This is a genomic window from Peribacillus sp. NPDC056705, from assembly GCF_043656335.1.
Window position 1 is genome coordinate 1 of record NZ_JBHTYI010000184.1, and the last position, 1,437, is coordinate 1,437.

Sequence of the window (1,437 nt, forward strand, 5' to 3'; positions counted from 1 at the left end):
TGAAGTGAACCCAAAAAGTTAGACACTTTATTTACTTAGGCAGCCTTGAGGGCATGAACCCGGTAATCTACCGGGCTCATGCCTTTTAATTTTACCTTGATTCGTTGATGATTGTAGTAATGGATATATTCTTCTAGTTCTTGTTTGAATTGCTCCATGCTTTCAAATTCTTGAAGGTAGAGTAATTCGGATTTTAATAAGCCAAAGAAGTTTTCAATGACCGCATTATCGAGACAATTTCCTTTGCGGGACATGCTTTGTGTAATGTTATGTTTTTTCAAATCATATGTGTATTGTTTCATCTGATAATGCCAGCCCTGATCTGAATGGAGAATGGGTGAATCTTTCGATTCCAAGCGATCAAAGGCTTTATCCAGCATTTTGGAAACGAGCGGATAAATAGGCCGAGATTCGATATTATAGGCGATTATTTCTCCATTAAACAGGTCTAGAATGGCTGATAAGTATAGTTTCTCCCCAGCTAGATGGAATTCTGTGACGTCTGTCACCCATTTTTCATTGGACTTTGCCGCCTTGAATTCACGTGCTAGAATGTTGGGCGCAATCTTGCCGATTTTCCCTTTGTACGAACGGTATTTCTTCATGCGAACCACTGACTTCAATCCTAGTTCATTCATCAATCGGAGAACTGTTTTATGATTGATGCGAACACCTCGGTTACGTAATTCTAGGGTGATACGCCGATACCCATAACGCCCTTTATGCGTATGGAAAATCTCGTTGATACGGGATTTAATTTCAGTGTATTTATCCTCACGCCCGAAGGCCTTTACCCAATAATAGTACGTACTCCGTGCCATGTTAGAAATGGATAGAAGCAGATTTAAATCAAATTGTTCCCTTAGTTCATGGACTACTTTCGCTTTTTCTTTCTTTGTAAGGCTTCCTTTTCTTGAACTAAGGCATTCAACTTTTTTAGATAGGCATTCTCTGCACGTAAGTATTCTAATTCGGCAAGAAGTGCTTCCTGAGAGCCATTAGCTGGCGATTTTTTCTTAGTATCTTTTTTCATGGATAGACGCCCCTTTTTCTTTGGTTTTAGGGCGTCTATACCTCCTTCCTTAAACTGATTTGCCCAATTCAAAAGTGTAGAATCGGAAGGAAGGTTATAGTGTACAGCGGTCTCGTTGATCGATGCCCCATATTCGTTCATATATTTAAGTACCTCTAGTTTAAAGGGCAGAGTGTAATTTGTATAGGATGAAACAAGTCCTTCCATTCCATGTTTTAGATAGCGAGCGACCCATCTTTTCAGAGGGGATAACCCTACATTTCTTTCTTGTGCAATGGATTTATAGGATTTTTTCCCTTCTAAGTACTCTAAAACTGCATTTGATTTTTCGTCTATCGTATATTTAGTCAAAAAAACTGCACCTCCAATTGTTAGATGTTGTCTAACAATTGGGGTGCAGTTCA

Annotated in this window: 1 protein-coding gene; it reads right to left on the minus strand. The window is 39.1% G+C overall.

The genetic code is table 11. From position 1 onward, the window contains the following. Nucleotides 1-35 precede the first annotated feature (35 nt). Nucleotides 36-1,384 (minus strand): IS3 family transposase gene (locus ACFRAK_RS28730; protein ID WP_387605024.1). Its coding sequence is split into 2 segments (ribosomal slippage): nt 36-940 and nt 940-1,384, totalling 1,350 coding nucleotides; the frame shifts between segments, so codons are not numbered across the junction. Nucleotides 1,385-1,437 lie beyond the last annotated feature (53 nt).